Here is a 15,989-nt window from a genome sequence, read left to right on the forward strand (position 1 = left end):
GAAGATAAGTTATTGAAATTTAAGTAAATTATTTGTTGGTGAGACAGTTGCGTGGGTTTTTGTCTCTGTATTGAGATTTTTGGTGGCTGGGCTGATGCTTCCGCGGACAAGCCTCGCTCCTACAGGATTGGGGATATTCGCGCCATTGCGTTACCTGTAGGAGCGAGGCTTGCCCGCGAAGAGGCCTGTCTACCAATGGAGATCAGTGTCTCTTTATGGAGACTCGGCAATCCCCAACGCCACCATCTTCTTGTACAACGTCGATCGCCCCATCCCCAAACGCGCCGCCGCTTCAATAACCTTCCCATCGCATTGCGCGAGGGCAGATTCAATCAACTGTCGATCAAACCGTTCGCGAGCCTCACTGAAGGTTTCATGGGCGACCGGTTCGATGGCCAAGGGCGCCACACGCTGCACCGGGATAAAACTGCCAATCGCCGCGCGGATATCCGCCACGTTCAGCATCAAATCATCACTGAGCAACGCCGCGCGCTCCAGCACATTGCGCAGTTCGCGGATATTCCCCGGCCAGGCATGTTGGCCCAACAAATCCAGGGCTTCGCGGTCCAGTTCGTGCTGACTGCGCAACTCTTCGAGAATCGCTTCACTGAGGGCCGGCACGTCGTCGAGGCGATCGCGCAGGGGCGGGACCTGAATCGGCAGCACATTCAGGCGGTAATACAAATCGGCACGAAACTCACCGCGTTTGATCGCCGCTTCCAGGTCGGTGGAGGTCGCCGCGATTACCCGCACATCGCTCTGAATCACTTCATTGGAACCCACGGGCTCGAATTCCTTTTCCTGCAACACCCGTAGCAATTTGCTTTGCAGCGGCAGCGGCATGTCGCCGATCTCATCGAGAAACAGCGTGCCGCCCTGAGCAATTTGCAATTTGCCGGTGCGGCCCTTGCGATCGGCACCGGTGAATGCGCCGGGGGCGGTGCCAAAGAACTCGGCTTCCAGCAGCGACTCAGGGATCGCCGCGCTGTTGATGCTGACGAAGGCTTTGTGTGCCCGAGGAGAGGCGCCGTGAATCGCCTGGGCCAGCAACTCTTTGCCGGTACCGGTTTCACCCAGCAGCAACACCGGTGACTCGGTGCTGGCGCTACGCCGGGCGCGGCGTTTGACTTCCAGGCTGGCGGCGCTGGTGCCGATGAAATGGGCGAAGTTGTATTTGGTCTGCCGTGCCCGCAGCAGCGAGCGGGTGGAGGCGAGTTCTTCCTGCATGCTCAGGTAGCGCTTGAGCATCGGCGACAGGCTGCGCAACTCATCAAACAGGGCAAAGCCGATGGCGCCAATCACTGCGCCGGCATCGTCATGAATCGGCAGACGCATCACCACCAGCGGTTCCTTGGGGGTGTCTTGCATGTCCAGCAGGATGGGCCGTCCGGTGCGCACCACCTCTCGCAACAGGCTGCCAGGGATCACGCTTTCACAGGCCCGGCCAATCGCACCTGCGGCCGACTCGAGACCGAAACGCCGGGCATAACGCTCGTTCATCCAGACGATGTTCGCATCGCGGTCGACAATCACCGTGCCTTCGCTCGATTGCTCGATGATTTCGAACAGCGAGCGGATCGCCAGGGTACGAACGCGCTGGTAGTCCTTGAGGCTTTCGGTGGTGTTCATCGGGCTTCACTGTCCAGGATGTGTGGTGTTTGTTCGGGTGCCTTCGCGGGCAAGCCTCGCTCCTACGATCACCTCGACCTGTAGGAGCGAGGCTTGCCCGCGAAGGCCGCGGTCCAACGACATGACGCAGATTATGCCCACCCCGGACGCGCCGCCGCCAACAGCTCTTTGGTATACGGATGCTGCGGCGAGTCGAACACCGTGTGGCTGGCGCCGCTTTCCACCACTTTGCCATCCTTGATCACGATCATGTCGTGGGCCAGTGCGCGTATCACCGCCAGGTCATGACTGATGAACAGGTAGGTCAGGCCGTATTTTTCCTGAAGCTGACGGAGCAGGGCGACCACTTGTTTTTGCACCGTGCGGTCCAGCGCCGAGGTCGGCTCGTCGAGCAGGATCAGCGCTGGTTTCAGCACCAGTGCGCGGGCAATGGCAATGCGTTGGCGTTGGCCGCCGGAGAATTCGTGAGGGTAGCGATGACGACTTTGCGGGTCGAGGCCGACTTCTTCCAGCACCCGGATCACCTGGGCTTCGCATTCGTGCGGGGTGGATTGGCTATGAACTTCAAGGCCTTCACTGATGATCTGCGCCACGGACATTCGTGGGCTGAGGCTGCCGAAGGGGTCCTGGAACACGACCTGCATTTTTTTGCGCCACGGCCGTAGCTGCTTTTGCGTCAGGCCATCAAGGGCCTCGCCCTGAAAGCGAATGCTGCCTTGCGAATCGAGCAAGCGCAGGATCGCCTGACCGAGGGTGGATTTGCCCGAACCGGATTCACCGACGATGCCCAGCGTCTTGCCATGCTGAACATTCAGACTGATGCCATCCACCGCGCATAGATAGGTTTTACGCTGGAACAGGCCGCCACCGATGGTGAACCGTACGTGCAGATTATCCACTTCCAGCACGTTTTCACGTTCGCCCCGGGGCAGCGCTTCACCTTCCGGCTCGGCGTTCAGCAGCATGCAGCTGTAAGGGTGTTTCGGTTCGGTGAACAGCGTTTCGCAAGGTGCCTGCTCGACGATTTCCCCGGTGTGCATCACGCACACCCGCTGGGCCATGCTGCGCACCAGATTGAGGTCGTGGCTGATCAGCAGCAGCGACATGCCAAGCCGCTGCTGCAGGGATTTGAGCAGCGACAGGATCTTGCGCTGCACCGTCACATCCAGCGCGGTGGTCGGCTCGTCGGCGATCAGCAATTGCGGCTCGCAAGCCAGGGCCATGGCGATCATCACTCGTTGCCGTTGACCGCCAGACAATTGATGGGGATACGCCTTGAGCCGTTCTTCGGGCTTCTGGATGCCTACCAGTTGCAGCAACTCCAGAATCCTTGCTTGCGCCGCTTTGCCACCCAACCCTCGGTGCAGCAGCAGGGTTTCGCCGATCTGTTTTTCAACGCTGTGCAGCGGGTTTAGTGAGCTCATCGGCTCCTGGAAAATCATCGCAATCCGGTTGCCGCGCAGCTCGCGCAAGGTCTTGATATCGGCGCCGATCAACTCCTGACCTCGATAGCGAATGCTGCCGGTGGTTGTCGTGCCGTTTTCAGGCAGCAGTTGCAGGATCGAGTGGGCAGTCACCGACTTGCCGCAACCCGACTCGCCGACCAGCGCCAGGCACTCGCCGGGGCGGATGTCCAGGCACAGATTGCGTACCACGGTCTGGCCATTGAAGGCCACGTTGAGGTCACGGATTTCGATCAGGTTGTCGCTCATATCAATAATCCGCTTCAAGACCGAGGATCAAAGGCATCACGTAATGCCTCCCCGATAAACACCAATAAAGAAAGAATCAGCGCCAGGGTGAAAAACGCCGTCAGCCCCAGCCACGGCGCTTGCAGGTTCTGCTTGCCTTGACTGATCAATTCGCCCAGCGATGCACTGCCGGCCGGCATGCCGAAGCCGAGAAAGTCCAGTGCCGTGAGGGTGGAAATCGCCCCGGTCAAAATGAACGGCAAATAACTCAGGGTCGCATTCATCGCGTTGGGCAGGATGTGCCGCACGATCACTTTGCGGTCGGTCAGGCCCAGTGCACGGGCGGCCTTGACGTATTCCAGGTTGCGCCCGCGCAGGAATTCGGCGCGCACCACATCCACCAAAGCCAGCCAGGAAAACAGCGCCATGATCCCCAGCAGCCACCAGAAATTCGGCTCGACGAAGCCGGACAGAATGATCAACAGGTACAGCACCGGCAGCCCCGACCAGACCTCCTGCAAGCGCTGGCCCAGCAGGTCGACCCAGCCACCGTAATAGCCTTGCAGCGCCCCGGCGGTGATGCCGATCAAGGCGCTGATGAAGGTCAGCGCCAACGCGAACAGAATCGACACCCGCGCCCCGAAAATCACCCGGGCCAATACGTCGCGGGCCTGATCGTCAGTGCCCAGCCAGTTGACCTTCGACGGCGGGCTCGGCGCCGGTTGGTTGAGGTCGTAATTGGGCGTGTCGTCGCTGAACGGGATCGGAGGAAACCGCATCCAGCCGCCGTCCTTATGAATCAGCTTCTGTACGTAATCGCTGCGGAAATCGGCCTGGAACGGCAGTTGCCCACCAAACTCCTGCTCGGTGTGGCGTTTGAACGCCGGAAAGTACAGCGAGCCCTGATAACTGACCACCAGCGGTTGGTCGTTGGCGATCAGCTCGCCGCCCAGGGTCAGCAGAAACAGGCCGACAAACAACCACAGCGACCACCAGCCACGGCGGTTTTTCTTGAAACGCTCGAAACGGCGACGGCCCAGCGGCGAGAGCGTGAACATCAGGCATTCCTCGCGGCGAAGTCGATGCGCGGGTCGACCAGGGTGTAGCACAGGTCGCCGATGAGTTTTATCAGCAGGCCGAACAAGGTAAAGATGAACAGCGAGCCGAAGACCACCGGATAGTCCCGTGACACCGCCGCTTCGTAACTCATGCGACCCAGGCCATCGAGGGAGAAAATCACCTCGATCAGCAGCGAGCCGGCAAAAAATACGCTGATGAACGCCTGTGGAATCCCCGACACTACCAGCAGCATGGCGTTGCGAAACACATGGCCGTAAAGCACCTGGCGCTCGCTCAAACCCTTGGCGCGGGCGGTGACGACGTATTGGCGGGTGATTTCATTGAGGAAGGAGTTCTTGGTGAGGATCGTCAGGGTGGCGAAACCGCCCACCACCAGCGCCGTCACCGGCAGCACCAGGTGCCAGAAGTAATCGGCGATTTTGCCCAGGGTCGACAGCGACTCGAAGTTGTCCGAGACCAGCCCGCGCACCGGGAACCAGTTCAATGAGGTACCGCCGGCGAACACCACGATCAGGAACATCGCGAACAGGAAGGCCGGCATTGCATAACCGATGATGATCGCGGTGCTGCTCCAGATATCGAAATGGCTGCCATGGTGCACGGCTTTGCGGATGCCCAGGGGAATCGATACCAGATAAGTGATCAGCGTGGCCCAAAGCCCGAGGGAAATGGTCACCGGCATTTTTTCCAGAATCAGGTCAGTAACCGTGGCACCGCGAAAAAAGCTCTTGCCGAAGTCGAGGTGGGCGTAGCTCTTGAGCATCAGCCACAGACGCTCCGGGGCCGGTTTGTCGAAGCCATATTGCTTTTCAATCTCTTTGATCAGCTGCGGGTCGAGCCCTCGGCTGGCCCGTGAGCTGCCGTGCATGGTTTCGCTGGAACCGCCACCGACACTCGCAGCGCCAATGCCCTGCAATTGCGCGATGGCCTGTTCCACCGGGCCACCGGGCGCGGCCTGGACGATGACAAAATTGACCAGAAGAATGATCACCAGCGTCGGAATGATCAGCAGCAAGCGCCGCAGTATGTAAGCCCACATCAACGCGGCCCTCCGGGTTGGCCGCGTCTGATCAGTTCGGCGGTCATCTGTTCATTGGTCAGGGGCGTGGTGCTCACTTCCCACCAACTCTCGATAGCTTCGTCATTGCTTGCCTGCACAGAGGGGATGCCAAAGCGGTTCCACCACACGGTCGAGCTGCCTGGCGGGTAATAATTGGGAATCCAATAGAAGTTCCATTGCAGGACACGGTCCAGGGCATGGGCGTAGCGCAGCATGTCAGCCTGGGTAGTGGCGCGGACCAGGCCGTTGACCAGCGTATCGACCGCCGGGTTCTTCAGCACCATGTAGTTGTTGGAACCGGGATCGTTGGCGGCCGCCGAGCCAAAGTAGTTGTACAACTCGTTGCCCGGCGATGTGGTAACCGGGTAGCCGGTGACGATCATGTCGTAGTCCCGGGACATCAGGCGGTTGACGTACTGGGAGGCGTCGATGCGGCGAATATTCAGGTCGATGCCGATTTGTTTCAGGGTACGCTTATAAGGCAGCAGTAAACGCTCCATGCCGTTCTGGCTGATCAGGAAGGTGAAGCTCAGCGGCTGATCTTGGGCGTTGACCAGTTGATCGCCATCGGGTTTCCACCCGGCTTGTTGGAGCAACCCCAGGGCTTGCAACTGTTTGTCGCGAATCAGGCCGCTGCCGTCGGTTTTCGGCGCTTCGAAGACCTGGGTGAAGACTTCATCGGGGATCTGCCCGCGCAGCGGTTCGAGAATGGCGAGTTCGCCAGCATCGGGCAGTTTTCGGGCAGCGAGGTTGGTGTTGGAAAAGAAGCTCTGCTGGCGGATGTACATCTCGCGCATCATCTGCCGGTTGGTCCACTCGAAATCCCAGAGCATGGCCAGCGCCTGGCGCACTCGACGGTCCTGGAACATCGGGTTTTGCAGGTTGAACACAAAACCCTGGGCCGCTTGCGGTGCCTCTTTGGCCAAGTGCGCCTTTTGCAGACGGCCGTCGCTCAGGGCCGGGCTCTCATAGCCGATGGAGTAGGCGGTGGCGGAGAATTCGCGGTTGTAGTCGTAGGCACCACCTCGCAGGACCTGGCGGGCGACATCGGTATCCCCGAAATACTCGATGCTGAAATGATCGAAATTGTAGAGGCCGCGGCTGACCGGTAAATCCTTGGCCCACCAATCGGCGTTACGCTCGAAGGTGATGCTGCGCCCGGAGTCGACCTTGCTCACGCGGTACGGCCCGCTGCCCAATGGCAGCTCGTAACCACCGCCGTTGGCAAAGTCGCGGGTTTTCCACCAATGTTCGGGAAGCACCGGCAAGGTTGCAAGGTCGAGGGGCAGGGTACGGTTTTCGTTGCTCTTGAAGTCAAACCGAATGGTGAGTGGCGACTCTATTTCGACGCCTTTGACGTCGGCGAATTGCGTGCGATAGCGCAGGCTGCCCTGAGTCATCAGCAGGTCGAAGGTATAGCCCACGTCTTTGGCGGTAATCGGCTTGCCGTCGGCGAAACGGGCCTTCGGGTTCAGGTAGAAACGCAGAGACAAGCCATCGTCCGAGCGTTCTATCTGCTGCGCCACCAGGCCGTACACGGTATAGGGTTCGTCCAGCGAGCGCTGGGCCAGGGGCGAGTAGATCAAGCCGTCGATTTGCGTGACCCCGATGCCCTTGTCGATGTACGGCAGGATATGGTCGAAATGACCGATTTCCACCGCTGAGCGACGCATCGTTCCGCCCTTGGGCGCTTGCGGGTTGGTGTAGGCGAAATGGCTGAAGCCAGCAGGATATTTCGCCGGTTCACCGTACACGGTCAACGCATGTTGCGGTGCAGCATTCACACCCGCGGCACTTAATAGCAGCGCCACGGCAGTGAACAACAAAGTGGGGAAAGCCAGTCGCATTGTCAGCCTTGGAGCCGGGGAGTGGAAAATCACAATTTGTACGCTAGCGGCGCGTCCCTCGCCAGCCGTATCACGTAACGAAAACACAACGGCCCGCCAAAAGGCGGGCCGTTATGGAGCAAACTCAAAGCGTTAATCAGTCCTGACGACTGGTCACTTCCAGCAGGTGGTAACCAAACTGGGTCTTGACCGGGCCTTGCACGACGTTGATCGGTGCGCTGAAGACCACGGTGTCGAATTCCTTGACCATCTGGCCCGGGCCGAACGAACCCAGGTCACCGCCCTGGCGGCTGGAAGGGCAGGATGAGTTGGCTTTGGCGACTTCGGCGAAATCGGCGCCAGCCTCGATCTGGGCCTTGAGTTCGTTGCACTTTTCTTCGCTGGAAACCAGGATGTGACGGGCAGTGGCTTTTGCCATGGGAAAATACTCCATTCAATGTTTAATAAAATGCGGAGCCTACCGGATTCAGTGGGCTATTTCTTCCTCAAAGTTCCGTCTGTTTCATGCAGCGTTTTATAGGCCGGCATTTCGCAAGCGTTCGGCATGTTGCACGTACAAGGAGATCGGGTCGATACCCCGGCGCACCTGACCGGTTGTCTGGCCGAGGCTGTCCAGATGATCCAGCGAATAATCCGAACGGATCACTTTGCCCAGATGGGAACTGAATCGACCGACCATGCCGTCATTCTGCTCGGCTTCGGTGGTGAAATAGTGAGAGAAGGCCCGCAGAAACCCATGCAGCGGATTGAGTGCGTGGAGTCCCTCATCGAGGGTGTTTCCCTGCAAAGTGCCGCTCCAGGAATAGTAGCGCACGCCATTGACCTGATCGCGCCCCTTGCCGCCCCAGGTTTTCGGCAACCCTTGTGGGTACTTGTCATTGAAGGTGCCGACGCCTTCGGTGGTCAATGCATTGAGCGCGGCAACGGCGTTTTGCGGCAGATGCCGATTGCCACTGAGCAATGACAGGAAATCGGCGAACAGCGTGGCCACCGCTGCGGCAACGTGCTCCGGCAGGCGCCCGGGGATCAACGCCTTACGCAGGAAGTCGGCCAGTTCCGAGCCATGATTCGGCCCGCTGACCGAGGTCACCGAGGCGACCACCTCGGGTGCTTGCGCCCCCGCATACCGTACTGCCAGTGCCCCCTGACTGTGACCGATCAGGTTGACTTTGCTTGCACCGGTTCCCCGTAGTACCCGATCGATCTGCGCTAACAGTTGCTCGCCGCGGGTTTCATTGTTGTGGGTCGCCGACAGATGCGGGATGAAGACCCTGGCGCCGGCGCTCCTGAGGGCCAGTTTGACGTCATGGAACAGTTCCAGGTTGCCGATGCGATCGAAGCCGAAAAGCCCGTGAACCAGCAGGATCGGATAGTGAGTGGTTGCATTCCGTAGCATGTGGATTCCTTTTTCGCAGTAGATCAGGTGTGTGCTCGAGGGGGCACTCTAAAGCACACCAGCTGCTCGGCGATGTATGAAAAAGCCGCTGTAACCCGATGAAAACGGAATAGAAAAAGTACGAAAGTTCAGATGAACACGAGGCCTTGGTCGGAATATCCGGACATCTTTTTGACGATGGTTGATCGCTTCCTCGCAATGACCTACTTGTGAGACGTCGTTTTTCCGCGCAAACCGACGCCTTTGCCCTGCATCACTAATCAGCGTCGTGGGGTTCAATAGGCTTCGTTCGATGCTGGCCTTCAAGGCGGCATCTATTCCAAGGACCGGAGCGTATGAATGACTATTTATGAAGCGGCAAACGTGAACGTTGTAGAGCAATGCATGGCGCCACCACGGCTGGAGCAGGCGGAAAATGCCATGCTGGATCCATCCGAAAGGAAAGCCATTGTCACTGTTGCGCCCTATCAGGCCATGGCCTGCGGCGACAAGCTGGTCTTGTCCTGGTCAGGTATCGATGCCGAGGGTCAGGGGTATCGGCATGAAGTAACGCGGTTTGTCAGCGAAGCCCAGGTGGACAGGATCATTGTCTTTAAGGTGTCGGACGTACACATCGCCGCACTGGACGGCGGATCGCTCGAGGTTTACTACACCTTGTACAGTGCGCTTCATCGTAAGCCTTTGGAGTCCAGGCGTTTACAGTTGAATGTCGGTGATGTCCGGCCGGATTTGCTGCCTGTGATTGTGAACGATGCGGTGGGCGGCGCACTCGATCCCGACAGGGTCGCCGAGGGCGCGCGCGTTACGATCAGGCCGTATTCCCGGATGGCGGCTGGAGATCGGGTCTTGCTGTCCTGGGCTGGCGGTACGCCACAATCGAGCTTCAAAGACGCATTGAAAATCGAGTCTTTTGCAGTGGGTGGCGAACTGTCGTTTTGGGTCAGCCCCGAATCGATTGCCCCTGACCTTGGTGCAACCGTTACGATCAGCTATTGCGTCGAGCAAGAAGGCCAAGCGCCTCGCTTCTCGGAGCCTGCACAGTTATTGATCGGCCCTCTGGAGCGAGGACCGCTGTTGCCGCCCTCGGTGCTGGAGGCTGATGAGGGGTGGCTGGATCTGCAAGATGCAATCGATGGTGTCACCGTCGTGATCGACAATGCCCAGGCAGAAGAGGGTGAACTGGTTTATCTGAAATGTGACGGGGAGCATTTCAATCATCGCGATGATCGTGAGATCTCCAAAGAAATGGCCGGTCAACCGCTGGTATTTATCGTTCCTTACAGGTTTTGGCGCGAGCATCGGGACTTGACGGTCCGGGTAGCCTATTCGGTCGAACGTCTCGATGATGTGAGCCAACAGTCCGAAGTCACGTTGGTACACGTGCAGTCGTAACCGGTTCAAGGCAACCGCCATCCCGTTTTCGCTTGGAGAACTGGATGGCGGCAACGACTGGTCATTTCGATTGTTGGGTACAACGCTGCGCACGAAGTTGCTCGGCTGCCTGCTGCAACAACCGTTCTGTCCCGGTCCAGCCGAGGCAGCCATCCGTTACCGACACCCCGTAACGCAGCGATGGGCTCAGCGCTTGGCAACCTTCGAACAGATGGCTTTCGATCATCATGCCAATCAACGATCGATCACCCTGCAAGCGCTGTTCAAGCACGTCGTTGAATACCGCTGGCTGACGCAATGGGTCTTTGCCGCTGTTGGCGTGGCTGCAGTCGACCATGATCCGCGCCGGAATCTTGAGCCGGGTCAAATCGCTGTGCACTTGAGCGATGCTGTCACGGTCGTAGTTCGGCCCGCGATGGCCGCCACGCAATACCAAGTGGGTGTCTGGGTTGCCCTGTGTCTGGATAATTGCAGGGTGCCCTTGGCTATCGACGCCGAAATGACGATGCGGATGGGCGGCCGAGCGCATGGCGTCGCTGGCGACAGCCACACCGCCGTCGGTGCCATTCTTGAACCCTACCGGCATGCTCAGGCCGCTGGCCATTTCCCGGTGGATCTGTGATTCGGTGGTGCGGGCGCCAATGGCGACCCAGCTCAGCAGGTCGTCGAAGTAGCCGGCGGCCATCGGTTGCAGCAGCTCGGTGGCAACGGGTAAACCCAACTGGAGCATTTCGCGCATCAATTCCCGGGACAGCGTCAAACCGCCGGCCATGTCGTCGCTGCCATCCAGGTGCGGGTCGTAGGCCAGGCCTTTCCATCCCACCGTGGTGCGCGGCTTTTCGACGTAGGCGCGCATCACTAGCAGCATCTCGTCGCTGACTTCGGCGGCCAGGCGGGCAAGGTGAGTGGCGTATTCGAGGGCGGAACGGGGATCGTGAATCGAGCACGGACCGACGATGACCAGCAGACGGGAGTCTTCACCGTTGAGGATCGCGCGAACCGCTTGGCGGTGGGCGGCGACTTGCCGGGTCAGGGCGTTACTGAGGGGTAATTGCTGTTTGAGCTGCAATGAGCTGGGCAGACGCAACGTCAGCGCTTCATTGGCGGGGTTCAGAGTGGACAGCGGCAGAGCAGAGACGGACGAGTTCATATTCGGGCTTCCTGGGCTGGCGGCGGGTTCGTTCCCGCGTGCTCGGCCCTATTGGGGTGTTCGACAATTGGCCGGATTGGCTGCGTGTGTGTGCTTGCCACCTGTGGGTGACCGATCGGAGGCGGCAGGCTGTCCCGAGCGGAGGCTGGTAAATCGCCAGGCGGAAAAACTGTCGTAACGGTAATAAGTGGCGTAGTTCATGTCGTGAATCCTCAAATTGTCGGGTGTGACGCAAAAATGTTCAGGGCTGAAAAAACAAAACCCCCGGTCGGGAGGCCGACCGGGGGTTGAGAATTCTCTGGTGGCGACCCGTTTGAAGTGGGCGCCGTGTGGGTATCAGGCGCGCCAGTGGCTAAACCAATACCCAAAATAAAAGCTGACCGAAGTACAAACGTCATTCGCCCGGGCAGCCGCAACCGAGCGCGGGGCGCTGGCGGTACGAAGCTGTGAGAGGGCGTTGAGCATGGTCTGTCTCCGATGAATGCGCCGAGCTTACTAGAGGCTGGTACGCGGATTCAATCAGAAAATGCTATCGATGATCATGGGCTTGTCTATCGCTTGAGTACATCGGTGGGTGCTGATCAAAAAAACGGTTACGCTCCTGATACAGCATCGATCGATGACGGTCTAACGACTATCATGGCGGGGTTACGCAGAAGCCTGATGGTTATTGCTCGCCGCAATGCTGACGGCTGGAAAGAGCAAATCGTGGCTGTGGCGGAGGCTTGAATGGGTTTCGAATTGCGTCCGGCAACGTCCAGGGACCTGGACTTTGCCCGTGACCTGACTTGTCGAAATATGCTTCGTTACTACATTCAACATCAGCTGTTGTGGCTGGACGAGGCCTTTGATGTCGCCTGGGAGGGGCGGGAAAACTGGTTGATCGTGCGTGATGACACACTGATGGGTTATGTCAGCCTGAGCCGTGACGCCAACGCCTTGTATATCCGCGAATTGCATGTATCAGCAGCGTACCAGGGGCAGGGCGCCGGTTCCTGGGCGATCGATCAAGTATTCGCCATGGCATGCAAGGAACGACGTCCGGCATTGCGTCTGACGGTCTTTGAAAATAATCCGGCAAAAAAGCTTTACGAAAGAAAAGGCCTGAAGGTGGTCGGCAAAGACCAGTGTTTCCTGAGAATGCAGCGTGATATCAATGGACTGCATCGCTGAAACACACTGGTGGCAAGCCTCGCAAGAAGATTTGACACTTTTTATATGCTGCTTTCCGCTAGGTCTGCCAGTTGCTTTTTGCTAAGGTGTCCGACAACCAATAAGACCAATTCGCGAGGTGTCTGCTTGATTAGGGTGCTAGTAGTCGATGACCATGATCTCGTTCGTACAGGCATTACACGAATGCTGGCTGACATCGATGGCCTGCAAGTAGTCGGCCAGGCTGAGTCAGGGGAGGAATCCCTGCTTAAAGCGCGCGAGTTGAAACCTGATGTAGTGCTGATGGACGTCAAGATGCCCGGGATCGGCGGTCTTGAAGCCACGCGCAAGTTATTGCGCAGTCATCCGGACATCAAGGTCGTCGCGGTCACCGTGTGTGAAGAAGATCCGTTTCCTACCCGGCTGTTGCAGGCCGGTGCCGCAGGTTACCTGACCAAGGGCGCCGGATTACCGGAAATGGTCCAGGCCATTCGCCTGGTGTTTGCCGGGCAACGCTATATCAGCCCGCAGATTGCCCAGCAACTGGCGATCAAGTCGTTCCAGCCAACCAATGATTCGCCCTTCGACGCCTTGTCGGAGCGGGAAATCCAGATTGCGTTGATGATTGTCGGTTGTCAGAAGGTGCAGATCATTTCCGACAAACTGTGTCTGTCGCCAAAAACAGTGAATACCTACCGTTACCGTATTTTCGAGAAGCTTTCGATCAGCAGCGATGTCGAATTGACGCTGTTGGCGGTTCGTCACGGCATGGTTGATGCCAGCCTCTGAAAATGACTGAAATCTTCGATCCAAGTGCTTTTCTGTCGACGGTCAGTGGTCGGCCGGGCGTCTATCGCATGCTCGATAGCGAGGCGCGCCTGCTGTATGTCGGCAAAGCGAAAAATCTCAAGAAGCGTTTGGCGAGCTATTTCCGCAAAACAGGTCTTGCCCCCAAGACCGCTGCGCTGGTAGGCCGTATCGCCCAGGTCGAAACCACCATCACGGCCAACGAAACCGAAGCCTTGCTGCTTGAGCAGACGCTGATCAAGGAATGGCGTCCGCCGTACAACATCCTGCTGCGCGACGACAAATCCTACCCTTATGTCTTTCTTTCGGATGGCCAGTTCCCACGCTTGAGCATTCATCGCGGGGCGAAAAAGGCCAAGGGCAAATATTTCGGTCCTTATCCCAGCGCCGGGGCGATTCGCGAAAGCCTGAGCCTGCTGCAAAAGGCGTTTTTTGTTCGTCAGTGTGAAGACAGCTTCTACAAGAACCGGGCGCGTCCTTGTCTGCAATACCAGATCAAACGCTGCAAGGCGCCGTGTGTGGGGCTGGTGGAACCCGAGGTGTATGCCGAAGACGTACGCCATTCGGTGATGTTTCTTGAAGGACGCAGCAACGCTCTGGCGGACGAGTTGTCTGCGGCCATGGAGGAAGCGGCGGTCAATCTCGAATTCGAGCGCGCCGCCGAATTGCGTGATCAGATCTCATTGCTGCGTCGGGTCCAGGACCAGCAAAGCATGGAAGGCGGAACAGGCGATGTCGATGTGATCGCGGCGTTCGTCAACCCAGGCGGCGCCTGCGTACACTTGATCAGCGTGCGCGGTGGTCGGGTGTTGGGGAGTAAGAACTTCTTTCCGCAGGTGGGTATTGAGGAAGACGTTTCTGAAGTCATGGCAGCGTTTCTTGGCCAATACTTCATCAGCAGTCCTGAGCGGGACTTGCCAAGCGAGCTGATCGTCAACGTGGTTCACGAAGATTTTCCGACCCTGATCGCAGCCATCGAAGCGCTGCGCGGTCGTGAATTGACCATCAGCCATCGAGTCCGCGGCACCCGGGCGCGCTGGCAGCAATTGGCAGTCACCAATGCCGAACAAGCGTTGGGCGCACGTCTGGCTAACCGCCAACACGTTTCGGCACGTTTCGATGCCTTGGCCGAAGTGCTGAAACTGGACGAGCCACCGCAACGTCTTGAGTGCTATGACATCAGCCATTCCAGCGGCGAGGCCACTGTGGCGTCCTGCGTGGTGTTCGGCCCGGAAGGCCCGATCAAGTCCGACTACCGCCGCTACAACATCGAAGGGGTTACGCCGGGCGATGACTATGCCGCGATGCACCAGGCCTTGACCCGACGCTTCAGTAAACTGAAGGAGGGCGAGGGCAAGTTGCCAGACATCCTGCTGGTCGACGGCGGTAAAGGCCAGCTGTCAATGGCTCGTGATGTGCTTAACGAACTGGCTGTACCCGACCTGATTTTGCTGGGTGTTGCCAAGGGCGCAACGCGCAAGGCCGGTTTTGAAACCCTGTACCTCAATGACGCGGCGCATGAATTCACCTTGCGTGGCGATTCCCCCGCGCTGCATTTGATCCAGCAGATCCGCGACGAAGCCCACCGTTTCGCCATTACGGGGCACCGCGCACGTCGTGGCAAAACTCGCCGCACGTCTACACTTGAGGGCGTTGCCGGTGTCGGACCGACGCGTCGGCGCGATTTGTTAAAACATTTTGGTGGATTGCAGGAGCTGTCTCGTGCCAGCATCGAAGAGATCGCCAAAGCACCCGGAATCAGCAAAAAGCTCGCAGAGTTGATTTATGCAAATCTGCACAGCGAGTAGAATGCCCAACTCACCTCGTAGCCAGTTGTGCCGATGAATATCCCTAATCTGATTACCGTTCTACGCGTTCTGCTCATCCCGATCTTCATTTTGCTGTTTTACTTGCCTTACCACTGGAGCTATCTGGCGTCTGCCTCGGTTTTCGCCTTTGCCGCCGCGACCGACTGGCTCGACGGGTATCTGGCCCGTCGTCTGGAACAAAGCACACCGTTCGGGGCCTTCCTCGATCCTGTTGCAGACAAGTTGATGGTCGCCGTTGCACTGGTTCTGCTGGTGCAAGAACATGGCAACCTGTGGCTCACACTGCCGGCCGCCGTTATCATCGGTCGCGAAATTGTTGTCTCGGCGCTGCGCGAGTGGATGGCCGAACTCGGTGCCCGTGCCCATGTAGCGGTGTCGAACCTGGGCAAATGGAAAACCGCCGCGCAGATGCTGGCGCTGGTGATCCTGCTGGCCAACCCTTCGGACTTCAGCTTCTGGGTCCTGATGGGTTACGCCTTGTTGCTGGTGTCCGCCGGCCTGACGTTGTGGTCCATGGTCCAATACTTGCGGGCTGCCTGGCCGCATCTGAAGACGGACGTGGAAAAGAAATAAACTTTTTTTGAATCAAGGGGTTGACGGGGGATGTGGATTCTATAGAATGCGCCTCACCAAGACGCGGGAATAGCTCAGTTGGTAGAGCACGACCTTGCCAAGGTCGGGGTCGCGAGTTCGAGTCTCGTTTCCCGCTCCAAATATTGCTCCATGGAGTTCCACTGAATTCCATGGAGAAAGAAAAAAGGACCTTAGGGTCCTTTTTTTGTTTGTGTTGTATTCCGCTAACGTCTACTGCGTTCCAGCAGCATCCAGTGGTTTTAAGTCCATTTTCCTTTCTATTTTTCGGCGTTTCTTAGGTCAAGACTTCTTCGCGAGGAAGCAACGGCCTGAAACTTACTGTCATCAATGGCCACCAAGTCGCCTACTATCGAACGAGATGA

Annotated in this window: 14 protein-coding genes and 1 tRNA gene; 7 read left to right on the forward strand and 8 right to left on the reverse strand. The window is 58.1% G+C overall.

Translation table 11 applies throughout. The features are described 5' to 3' along the window. Positions 1-213: 213 nt before the first annotated feature. From BZL43_RS08805 to BZL43_RS08835, 7 genes are all read right to left on the reverse strand, one after another. A complete protein-coding gene (locus tag BZL43_RS08805) occupies positions 214-1,629 on the reverse strand; it encodes a sigma-54-dependent Fis family transcriptional regulator (RefSeq protein ID WP_095631946.1) in 1,416 nt (471 codons plus the stop codon). Between the two features lie 131 nt (positions 1,630-1,760). Continuing rightward, entirely contained in the window at positions 1,761-3,341 is a 1,581-nt protein-coding gene (locus BZL43_RS08810; protein WP_095631947.1) for an ABC transporter ATP-binding protein, read from the reverse strand. 14 nt (positions 3,342-3,355) lie between these two features. Beyond that, entirely contained in the window at positions 3,356-4,378 is a 1,023-nt protein-coding gene (locus BZL43_RS08815) for an ABC transporter permease (protein ID WP_168185074.1), read from the reverse strand. After that, entirely contained in the window at positions 4,378-5,439 is a 1,062-nt protein-coding gene (locus BZL43_RS08820; RefSeq protein WP_095631948.1) for a microcin C ABC transporter permease YejB, read from the reverse strand. Before BZL43_RS08820 ends, BZL43_RS08815 begins: the two co-directional genes overlap by 1 nt. Beyond that, positions 5,439-7,307: an extracellular solute-binding protein gene (locus BZL43_RS08825; protein ID WP_095631949.1), complete on the reverse strand. Its 1,869-nt coding sequence runs from the start codon at positions 7,305-7,307 to the stop codon at positions 5,439-5,441. Before BZL43_RS08825 ends, BZL43_RS08820 begins: the two co-directional genes overlap by 1 nt. Before the next feature lie 136 nt (positions 7,308-7,443). Continuing rightward, positions 7,444-7,725: a peptidylprolyl isomerase gene (locus tag BZL43_RS08830; RefSeq protein ID WP_007898306.1), complete on the reverse strand. Its 282-nt coding sequence runs from the start codon at positions 7,723-7,725 to the stop codon at positions 7,444-7,446. Between the two features lie 96 nt (positions 7,726-7,821). Continuing rightward, on the reverse strand, positions 7,822-8,703 hold the full coding sequence (locus tag BZL43_RS08835; RefSeq protein WP_095631950.1) for a triacylglycerol lipase: 882 nt from the start codon (positions 8,701-8,703) through the stop codon (positions 7,822-7,824). A gap of 339 nt (positions 8,704-9,042) precedes the next feature. Between BZL43_RS08835 and BZL43_RS08840 the strand changes: the two genes are divergently transcribed. Continuing rightward, positions 9,043-10,095, forward strand: coding sequence for a hypothetical protein (locus BZL43_RS08840; protein ID WP_095631951.1), 1,053 nt, complete (start codon positions 9,043-9,045; stop codon positions 10,093-10,095). A gap of 61 nt (positions 10,096-10,156) precedes the next feature. Here BZL43_RS08840 and BZL43_RS08845 read toward each other — a convergent pair whose 3' ends face one another. Then, positions 10,157-11,245 (reverse strand): 3-deoxy-7-phosphoheptulonate synthase, encoded by a 1,089-nt coding sequence (locus tag BZL43_RS08845; RefSeq protein ID WP_095631952.1) that lies wholly within the window; start codon positions 11,243-11,245, stop codon positions 10,157-10,159. Positions 11,246-11,722: 477 nt separating this feature from the next. Here BZL43_RS08845 and BZL43_RS08850 point away from each other — a divergent pair, with 477 nt between their 5' ends. The 6 genes from BZL43_RS08850 (at position 11,723) to BZL43_RS08875 (ending at position 15,745) form a co-directional block, all read left to right on the forward strand. Beyond that, positions 11,723-11,974: a hypothetical protein gene (locus BZL43_RS08850; RefSeq protein WP_095631953.1), complete on the forward strand. Its 252-nt coding sequence runs from the start codon at positions 11,723-11,725 to the stop codon at positions 11,972-11,974. Next, positions 11,975-12,418 carry an N-acetyltransferase gene (locus tag BZL43_RS08855; protein WP_095631954.1) on the forward strand — a complete coding sequence of 148 codons (444 nt, stop codon included), beginning with the start codon at positions 11,975-11,977 and terminating at the stop codon, positions 12,416-12,418. Positions 12,419-12,544: 126 nt separating this feature from the next. After that, complete coding sequence (gene uvrY / locus BZL43_RS08860; RefSeq protein WP_008015884.1) at positions 12,545-13,186, forward strand: UvrY/SirA/GacA family response regulator transcription factor; 642 nt, start codon at positions 12,545-12,547, stop codon at positions 13,184-13,186. A gap of 2 nt (positions 13,187-13,188) precedes the next feature. After that, complete coding sequence (gene uvrC / locus BZL43_RS08865; protein ID WP_095631955.1) at positions 13,189-15,012, forward strand: excinuclease ABC subunit UvrC; 1,824 nt, start codon at positions 13,189-13,191, stop codon at positions 15,010-15,012. Between the two features lie 33 nt (positions 15,013-15,045). After that, positions 15,046-15,606, forward strand: coding sequence for a CDP-diacylglycerol--glycerol-3-phosphate 3-phosphatidyltransferase (gene pgsA, locus BZL43_RS08870; RefSeq protein ID WP_008066866.1), 561 nt, complete (start codon positions 15,046-15,048; stop codon positions 15,604-15,606). 63 nt (positions 15,607-15,669) lie between these two features. Further along, a tRNA-Gly gene (locus tag BZL43_RS08875) sits at positions 15,670-15,745 on the forward strand. Positions 15,746-15,989: the final 244 nt, after the last annotated feature.

Origin of the sequence: Pseudomonas sp. PICF141 (assembly GCF_002286815.1) — a bacterium.
GTDB lineage: Bacteria > Pseudomonadota > Gammaproteobacteria > Pseudomonadales > Pseudomonadaceae > Aquipseudomonas.

What these genes read in the sequence shown, in the direction of transcription:
- BZL43_RS08805 (WP_095631946.1), bottom strand. Translation starts at nt 1,629, where the DNA reads ATGAACACCACCGAAAGCCTCAAGGACTACCAGCGCGTTCGTACCCTG.
- BZL43_RS08810 (WP_095631947.1), bottom strand. Translation starts at nt 3,341, where the DNA reads ATGAGCGACAACCTGATCGAAATCCGTGACCTCAACGTGGCCTTCAAT.
- BZL43_RS08815 (WP_168185074.1), bottom strand. Translation starts at nt 4,378, where the DNA reads ATGTTCACGCTCTCGCCGCTGGGCCGTCGCCGTTTCGAGCGTTTCAAG.
- BZL43_RS08820 (WP_095631948.1), bottom strand. Translation starts at nt 5,439, where the DNA reads ATGTGGGCTTACATACTGCGGCGCTTGCTGCTGATCATTCCGACGCTG.
- BZL43_RS08825 (WP_095631949.1), bottom strand. Translation starts at nt 7,307, where the DNA reads ATGCGACTGGCTTTCCCCACTTTGTTGTTCACTGCCGTGGCGCTGCTA.
- BZL43_RS08830 (WP_007898306.1), bottom strand. Translation starts at nt 7,725, where the DNA reads ATGGCAAAAGCCACTGCCCGTCACATCCTGGTTTCCAGCGAAGAAAAG.
- BZL43_RS08835 (WP_095631950.1), bottom strand. Translation starts at nt 8,703, where the DNA reads ATGCTACGGAATGCAACCACTCACTATCCGATCCTGCTGGTTCACGGG.
- BZL43_RS08840 (WP_095631951.1), top strand. Translation starts at nt 9,043, where the DNA reads ATGACTATTTATGAAGCGGCAAACGTGAACGTTGTAGAGCAATGCATG.
- BZL43_RS08845 (WP_095631952.1), bottom strand. Translation starts at nt 11,245, where the DNA reads ATGAACTCGTCCGTCTCTGCTCTGCCGCTGTCCACTCTGAACCCCGCC.
- BZL43_RS08850 (WP_095631953.1), top strand. Translation starts at nt 11,723, where the DNA reads ATGAATGCGCCGAGCTTACTAGAGGCTGGTACGCGGATTCAATCAGAA.
- BZL43_RS08855 (WP_095631954.1), top strand. Translation starts at nt 11,975, where the DNA reads ATGGGTTTCGAATTGCGTCCGGCAACGTCCAGGGACCTGGACTTTGCC.
- uvrC (WP_095631955.1), top strand. Translation starts at nt 13,189, where the DNA reads ATGACTGAAATCTTCGATCCAAGTGCTTTTCTGTCGACGGTCAGTGGT.
- pgsA (WP_008066866.1), top strand. Translation starts at nt 15,046, where the DNA reads ATGAATATCCCTAATCTGATTACCGTTCTACGCGTTCTGCTCATCCCG.